General features: G+C 64.2%; 7 protein-coding genes. 3 read left to right on the top strand and 4 right to left on the bottom strand.

Going from position 1 to position 7,045, the window contains the following annotated elements; all coding sequences use genetic code 11:
* From HNO86_RS30400 to HNO86_RS28430, 4 genes are all read right to left on the bottom strand, one after another.
* Positions 1 to 415, bottom strand: a 415-nt coding sequence (locus HNO86_RS30400; protein ID WP_256672823.1) for a hypothetical protein, incomplete at its 3' end; no start/stop codon positions are given.
* A gap of 138 nt (positions 416 to 553) precedes the next feature.
* On the bottom strand, positions 554 to 1,123 hold the full coding sequence (locus HNO86_RS28440; protein ID WP_175380258.1) for a chorismate mutase: 570 nt from the start codon (positions 1,121 to 1,123) through the stop codon (positions 554 to 556).
* Between the two features lie 108 nt (positions 1,124 to 1,231).
* Positions 1,232 to 1,522, bottom strand: coding sequence for a hypothetical protein (locus tag HNO86_RS28435; protein WP_175380257.1), 291 nt, complete (start codon positions 1,520 to 1,522; stop codon positions 1,232 to 1,234).
* A gap of 186 nt (positions 1,523 to 1,708) precedes the next feature.
* A complete protein-coding gene (locus HNO86_RS28430) occupies positions 1,709 to 3,292 on the bottom strand; it encodes a winged helix-turn-helix domain-containing protein (protein ID WP_175380256.1) in 1,584 nt (527 codons plus the stop codon).
* A 211-nt stretch (positions 3,293 to 3,503) separates the two neighbouring features.
* Between HNO86_RS28430 and HNO86_RS28425 the strand changes: the two genes are divergently transcribed.
* The 3 genes from HNO86_RS28425 to HNO86_RS28415 are packed head-to-tail and all read left to right on the top strand — an operon-like array spanning position 3,504 to position 6,933.
* Positions 3,504 to 4,265: an SDR family oxidoreductase gene (locus tag HNO86_RS28425; protein ID WP_175380255.1), complete on the top strand. Its 762-nt coding sequence runs from the start codon at positions 3,504 to 3,506 to the stop codon at positions 4,263 to 4,265.
* A 14-nt stretch (positions 4,266 to 4,279) separates the two neighbouring features.
* Positions 4,280 to 5,377 carry an HlyD family secretion protein gene (locus tag HNO86_RS28420; RefSeq protein ID WP_175380254.1) on the top strand — a complete coding sequence of 366 codons (1,098 nt, stop codon included), beginning with the start codon at positions 4,280 to 4,282 and terminating at the stop codon, positions 5,375 to 5,377.
* Positions 5,374 to 6,933: a DHA2 family efflux MFS transporter permease subunit gene (locus HNO86_RS28415; protein ID WP_175380253.1), complete on the top strand. Its 1,560-nt coding sequence runs from the start codon at positions 5,374 to 5,376 to the stop codon at positions 6,931 to 6,933. The genes HNO86_RS28420 and HNO86_RS28415 overlap by 4 nt, the downstream gene beginning before the upstream one ends.
* Positions 6,934 to 7,045 lie beyond the last annotated feature (112 nt).

Raw genomic sequence — 7,045 nt, 5'->3', positions numbered from 1 at the left:
GGTCAGAACCATCGGCGGCGACAGTGTTGCCTTGCAGGCGGTCAGAACCATCGGCAGCGACAGTGTTGCCTTGCAGGCGGTCAGAACCGTCGGCAGCGACAGCGTTGCCTTGCAGGCGGTCAGAACCATCGGCGGCGACAGTGTTGCCTTGCAGGCGGTCAGAACCATCGGCGGCGACAGTGTTGCCTTGCAGGCGGTCAGAACCGTCGGCGGCGACAGTGTTGCCTTGCAGGCGGTCAGAACCATCGGCAGCAACGCGATTTTCGATCAGGCGGTCAGAGCCACCTTCAGCCACACGGCTTTCGATCAGACGATCCGAGCCGCCTTCGGCGACTACGGGTTGAACGGAGGTAGCGGCGAAAGCGTTAACTGCGAAAACCGAGAAAGCGATGCTGAGAAGGGTCTGGCGTTTCATGATCGTGTGCTCCGGGGTGTTCTTGGTTGGTATGGAGCAGATGTTACGCCGCGCAGTTTTTAAGAGAACTTCATTGAATTAATGGTGACTATTGATGCAGTCAATGGTCGATGCACGACCCCCTGCAGGAGCGAGATGCTATTGGTCGGTGACGCACAACTCCCCGGTAGCGCGGATCAGCGCCTGGCCATGCAGGGCATCCTTGATCAGGCCGGAGCGTTGTTCGGCCAGCCAGGCCGGGCATTCGGGGTCGACGCGGTAGGGGACGAAGGCGGCGTATTGGCGCAACATCAGCACTTGCAGCTTGTCCAGCTTCGGCCGCAGCTTGTTGAGGTCCGGGCGCGGTACGTCGGGCGCCCGGTGCGCGGCTTGCCACTGCGCGATCAGGCCGTATTGCACCAGTTTGTTCGCTTCGATCTGGGCGGCGACCAGGTCGGCGGCTTCATCCGGATTCAGCTTGTGCTCGGTGGCCTGCTGCCTGGCATTGGAAATCACCAGCGCTTCGCGTGCGGTGTCCTGGATCGGCTTGCCACTGTCCCACTTGGTCAGCGCCACCTGGTCGGCAATGTTCAGGCGCTCGTTGATCGTGGCCAGCAACGGTTTCAAGGCTTCAGGTGCAGGAGAGGGCGCGGCGGCGTGGACGGTACCGGCGAGCAGGCAGGACAGGGCGCAGGTCAGCAGTTGCGGCAGGCGTAGGCAGTGAAACATAAGCAAACCTCTTGGACACGTGAGCACTCAGGCCGTTATGTAACACAGCCGAGCCAGATGAACGATAGTTCAAGAGTGTCATTGTCGATACACAAATGAACCGACGGGTCAGCCGGCGGCGAGCAGACGCTCGATCTGCGCCAGTTCCCACGTGCTGAGCAGACTCACCGGATCGGTGCCGAAACGTCGCCCGCCATCGAACACCCGACCCTCCGGGTTCTGACAATGCAGGCAGTGGCGCAAGTGCTCGCCGTCCACATCCAGCGTCAATTGCCAGCCTTCGATATCGACCTGTACCGGGCCGGATCTGCAGCCTTCTTCCAGTCTTTTCAGAACGCGGACTTCCAGGGCGACGTCGCGCAATTGCTGATAAATCTCGCGGGCAGTCAAAGGCTGCATGGGGTACCCCCGGTAGGAGCGAGGTTGCTCGCGATGAACGACAGGCACCGCAGGTTGCCAGGCTGCCAGCGTTATCCCGATACCCGTAGGAGCGAGGCTTGCCCGCGAAAGCGATATGTCGGCCGACGTTGATGTTGGGTGTGCCGGCCTCTTCGCGGGCAAGCCTCGCTCCTACGGGTATCGGGGTCACTCTGGCAGCCCTGCCAGGCGCAGGCCTTCGGTGAACCGTTCGAGGTCTTCCGGGCGTTTGATTGGCAGCCAGTCCTTGAGCCTGGAGAGCCTCAATCCTGGATCCAGTTCATGCAGGCGCTGCATTGCCTGTGCCGCCTTGTCCAGGTGTCCGCTCAGGGCATGGCAGGCGGTCACCAGGGCTGCGGCAGGCAGCAGGGTCGGGAGGTTTCTCAGGGCTTTTTCCGCCCATTCCGTGGCGCATTCATAACGCCCGGCGAAGAAGTGCGAGAGGGCCATGCCCACCTGCATTCTGAACATCTCCGGGTCGACGGGGCTCAGGCGTGCGGCGTGGGTCAGGTCCTTGATGGCCGATTCGCTGTCGCCGCGCAGCGTGCGCAGAATGCCGCCGAGAAACCATGCCGACGCCAGATTGGGCGTGAGCAGTCGGGCGCGGTCGAGCAGGGCGATGCCGCCGTCCAGATCGCCGGTCAGATGGGCCAGCGCATGCCCGGCGCGGGTCAGCGCAACGGGATCGTCGCGCCCCATTTCCACCGCCAGGCGTGCCAGTCGCACGCCCTCGGCGATCTCGCGGTCGCGGTCGGTCATCCAGCCATTCAATTTGCGCCAGAAATGGCACCAGGCGGCCATGCCGTACGCCGAGGCGAACTCCGGATCCAGCTCGATAGCCTTGTAGAACATCGGCAACGCCTGCTCCAGCGCCTCCCGGCTGCCGACATGCAATCTGGCCATGCCTCGCAGGTAGTAATCGTAGGCGTCCAGGCTCTCGGTCGGCTTGTGCTTGGCGCGCTCCATTTCCGCCCGTTCGAGCTGCGGCGCGATGGCGCCGACCACGCTTTCGGCGATCTGGTCCTGCAGCTCGAAAATATCATCGAGCAGTCCCTCGAAGCGTTCCGCCCAGATGTGCGTGCCGCTTCTGGCATCGATCAGTTGCCCGGTGATGCGCACCTTGTTGCCGCTCTTGCGCACGCTGCCTTCCAGCACATAGCGCACGCCGAGTTCCTGGCCGACGCCTTTGACATCGATCGAACGGCCCTTGTAGGTGAAGCTGGAATTGCGCGCGATGACGAACAGCCAGCGGATGCGCGAGAGGGCGGCGATGATGTCTTCCACCATGCCGTCGGCGAAATACTCCTGCTCCGGATCGCCACTGAGGTTATGGAAGGGCAGGACGGTGATCGAAGGTTTGTCCGGAAGGACCAGCGCAGGCGCCGGTGGATCGAATGGCGTGGGCTCTTCAACGTCAGGCGCCTCGCTCGGGGCCTGCGATTCATCCGTCTTGAGCTGGCCCACGAAGCGGTAACCCTTGCGCGCCACCGTGCGTACCAGACGCTGTTCCTCACCCGTATCGCCAATGGCCTTGCGCACCGCGTTGATGTGGCTGGTGATGGTCGATTCCGAAACGATGCGCCCGGCCCACACCGCCTTGAGCAGGTCGTCCTTGCTGACCACACGCTCGTGGTTGCTGACCAGCAGCAACAACAGATCGAAGACCTGCGGCCCCACGGTCACGACCTGGCCGCGCTGGGTCAGCTCCCGACGCTCCTGATCGAGTACGAAATCTTCAAACACGAATGGCAAAGTCAGAATCTCCTGTGCGGATGCCCTCGACTCCGTGTCCGAGCAGGCGTGAGTGCGTGCTGTCGATGATACGGCAGGCAGGCGTTGGACGAAAATCCAAGACTCTTCAAAGGGAAACTCAAGGCCTGCGCAAGGACTTGCTCAGGGCGCTGGAGCAATCTGCATCTACCCCGACGGCAAATGATGACCGTCGCCCCCCTGGAGAGCAGCCATGAAGATCGTCGTCATCGGAGGCACCGGCCTCATCGGATCCAAACTCGTGAAAAACCTGCGTGAGCGCGGTCACGAAGCGCTCGCCGCGTCGCCCAGGACCGGCGTCAACAGCGTTACCGGCGAAGGTCTGGCCGAGGCGCTGGTGGGCGCGCAGGTCGTGGTCGACGTGTCCAACGCCCCGGTCTGGGAAGATCAGGCGGTGCTCGATTTCTTCAAGGCCTCGACGAAAAACCTGCTGGCTGCCGAAGCGGTCGCAGGCGTTCGCCATCACGTCGCGCTGTCGGTGGTCGGCACCGAACGCCTGCCCGAGAGCGGCTACTTCCGGGCCAAGGTCGCCCAGGAACAGATGATCGAGGCCTCGGCCGTGCCTTACACGGTGCTTCGGGCCACGCAGTTCTTCGAATTTGTCGGCGGCATCGCGCAGTCGTCCACGGTCGGCGAGCAGATCTTCCTGTCGCCGGCGCTGATCCAGCCCATGGCCTCCGACGATGTGGCGGCGGCGCTGACGGACATCACCTTGCAACCGCCGGTCAACGGCACCGTAGAAGTCGCCGGCCCCGAGGCGATGCCGCTCGATGAGCTGATCCGCCGCTTCCTGCGCATCACCCGGGACGAGCGCAAAGTGGTGCCGGATGTTCATGCGCGCTACTTCGGTGCCTTGCTCGACGACCAGTCGCTGACACCGGGCCGGGACCCGCTGTTGGGATCCATTCATTTCGAGGATTGGCTCGGTCGGTCGATGGCTCAGGCCGGGCATTGAGAGGGCGACCAAACATGAACAGCCTCCAGGACAAGACTGCCATGGCCCCCGGTGCCGGCAGCGAGACCGCGACCGTCAGCGCGCGGCCCGGCAAAAGCAGAAAAATCGGCGTGTTGCTGTGCATCGGTGCCGTGGTGGCCGCAGCGGCATGGGGCAGCATGGCGTTCTACAGCGGCGTGACATCCACCGACAACGCCTATGTCCGGGGCGATGTCACCTCGCTGGCCGCCAAAGTCGCAGGTTACGTCACGACGCTTGAGGTCGAGGACAACCAGACCGTGCGCGCCGGCGACGTCCTGTTCCGCATCGACGACCGCGACTATCGCGCCCGGCTTGCCCAGGCTGCCGCCAACGTCAGTGCCGCCCAGGCGCGCCTGACCCACGTCGATGCGCAGATCCAGTTGCAGCGTGCCCTGATCCGCCAGGCCGAAGCCCAGCGCCGCTCGGCCAACGCCGACATGAACATGGCGAACAAGACTCATGAACGCAGCCGCAAGTTGATCGTCAGCAACGCGGTCAGCCAGGCCCTGGTGGATGAAACCGGCACCGCGCGTTCCCGGGCCGAAGCCTCGGTGTCGGCGGCGTCGGCGACGGTCGAGGCGCAGCAGCAACAGATCGGCGTGCTGGTGGCCGAGCGCGAGGCCGCGGTGGCGGCGGTGACCCAGGCCGAAGCCGCCCGTGATCTGGCCCGGATCGATCTTGATCACACCGTGGTGCGCGCGCCGGTGGATGGCGTGGTCGGCAACCGGCAGATCCGGCTTGGGCGTTACGTGACGCCCGGGGTTTCCCTACTCGATATCGTGCCGGTCGACAACGTGTGGATCGTGGCTAACTTCAAGGAAACCCAACTCGAAGGCATCCGCCCCGGCCAGCGAGTGAAGGTCAGGGTCGACGGTTACCCCGACACGGCCCTTGAGGGCGTGGTCGACAGCTTCGCGCCGGGCAGCGGTTCTGCTTTCAGCCTGTTGCCGGCCGACAACGCCACCGGCAACTTCGTACGGGTGGTGCAGCGCGTGCCGGTGAAAATCCGCCTGGCCAACAACCCGCTGCCTGGGCGCATCGTGCCGGGGCTGTCGGCTCGGGTCGATGTGGCGCATGGGGACGAGTCATGAACACCGCAGCCGCCAGTCTGCAAAGCCGTACGACGGGCTTGCTGCTCATGACCGGAATCATCCTGGCTGCGCTGACGGAAGCCATCGCCAGCACGGTGCTGACCATCGGCCGCAGTGACATCCTCGGCGACACCTACGCCACACCGGATGAGTTTGCCTGGCTGGACGTCGGCTACACCGCGTGCAAGTTGATCGGCTTCATGACTGCCGCGTGGCTGCTGCAGCGTTTCGATCCACGTCGGGTAGCGATCGGCGCGGTGCTGGTGATGGGACTGGCCTGCGGGATCGCCGCCGTCACCGCGCGGCTGGACCTGTTGATTCTGCTTCGCAGTCTCCAGGGCCTGGCCGGCGGCACCGTGCTGGTGGCGGGACAGACGCTGGTCTTTTTCGCCTTTTCCAGCGCCCGCCAGCCGATCCTCCAGGCCCTGTTCGCCATGGGCGCGGTGGTTGCGCCCGCGACCTTTGCCCCGGCGCTGCAAGGGTGGTTGATCGACAGCCAGGACTGGACGTGGATCTTCTTCAGTGTGGTGCCGCTGAGCCTGGCGGCGAGCGGGCTGCTGCTGATGGTGGACAGCCCGGCGTCTGCCTGCACCGGACAGCGGCGGTTCGACGGGGTTGGCTTGCTGCTGATGTCGATCAGTCTGTTCTGCTTCACCTACGTGCTCAGCCAGGGCGAACGCTGGGACTGGTTCGAGGAACCGCGCATTGTCTGGCTGAGCCTGATCGGTGGCGTCACGCTGCTGGCGTTTCTCGTGCAACAGAGACGGGGTCGGGGTTGGCTCGATTATGGCCTGTTCCAATCCAGCGATTTTTTCTTCGCTTTCATCGTCAGCTTCGTCGCCGGTGCCGCGTTGTTCGGCAGTGCGTTCCTGATCCCGGCATTCGCCCTGTCGGTGCTGGGATTCACGCCCACCGAAGCCGGTTTGTTGCTTTTGCCCAGTGGCGGGTTGTTCGTCGTGGCGTTGCTGATCGCGGCGTTTCTGTTCCAGGGTCGCGGTGTTGCGCCTTTCGCCACCGTGCCCTTTGGCATCCTGATGATCATGGTCGCGATGTGGATGCTGTCGGGCTCGACCAGTGAAAGCGGTGCGGACGACATGATGGCTGCGGTGCTCCTGCGGGGGCTGGGGCTGGGTTTCCTGTTTCTGTCGATCACCCTGATTGCCTTTGGCGGGCTCGGGCGCCGTGAGCTGGCGGGCGGGATCGGTCTGTTCAACACCGGGCGTCAGGTGGGGGGATTGCTCGGGGTGGCGGGGTTGCAGACGTTGATCGAGCACAAGGTGGCTGACAGTGTTTCGGTCCTCGGCGCCAGCGTGACGCCCGGCGCCGCCGCGGTGATCGAACGTCTGACCTCCACGGCGGGCATGTTGATGAGTAAAGGGATGGACGCGGTGACTGCTGGTCGGGCAGCGACGAATCTGCTTGGGCGGGCGGTGTCGGGGCAGGCGACGGTGATCGCCTTTGACAGCGCCTTCCTCGCCGTGACCCTGTTGTTCGCCGTGGCCGCGCCAATGTTGGTGGCCATCAAGATCGGCTTTGCACGACGCGCGAAAGCGTAGGCGCCGTCCCCAGGGAAACCTGTGGGAGCGAGCCTGCATGCGATGGTCGTCAACGATATCGCTGGCGCCCTGACACCCCGCGGTGTTCCGGTGTTCATCGCGAGCAAGCCGG

Origin of the sequence: Pseudomonas sp. C1C7 (genome assembly GCF_013359595.1) — a bacterium.
GTDB lineage: Bacteria > Pseudomonadota > Gammaproteobacteria > Pseudomonadales > Pseudomonadaceae > Aquipseudomonas.
This window is presented reverse-complemented; position numbering and strand designations above follow the sequence as displayed.

Bases quoted from the DNA above. Each gene is read 5' to 3' on its own strand.
- HNO86_RS28440 (WP_175380258.1), bottom strand. From the start codon at position 1,123: ATGTTTCACTGCCTACGCCTGCCGCAACTGCTGACCTGCGCCCTGTCC.
- HNO86_RS28435 (WP_175380257.1), bottom strand. From the start codon at position 1,522: ATGCAGCCTTTGACTGCCCGCGAGATTTATCAGCAATTGCGCGACGTC.
- HNO86_RS28425 (WP_175380255.1), top strand. From the start codon at position 3,504: ATGAAGATCGTCGTCATCGGAGGCACCGGCCTCATCGGATCCAAACTC.
- HNO86_RS28420 (WP_175380254.1), top strand. From the start codon at position 4,280: ATGAACAGCCTCCAGGACAAGACTGCCATGGCCCCCGGTGCCGGCAGC.
- HNO86_RS28415 (WP_175380253.1), top strand. From the start codon at position 5,374: ATGAACACCGCAGCCGCCAGTCTGCAAAGCCGTACGACGGGCTTGCTG.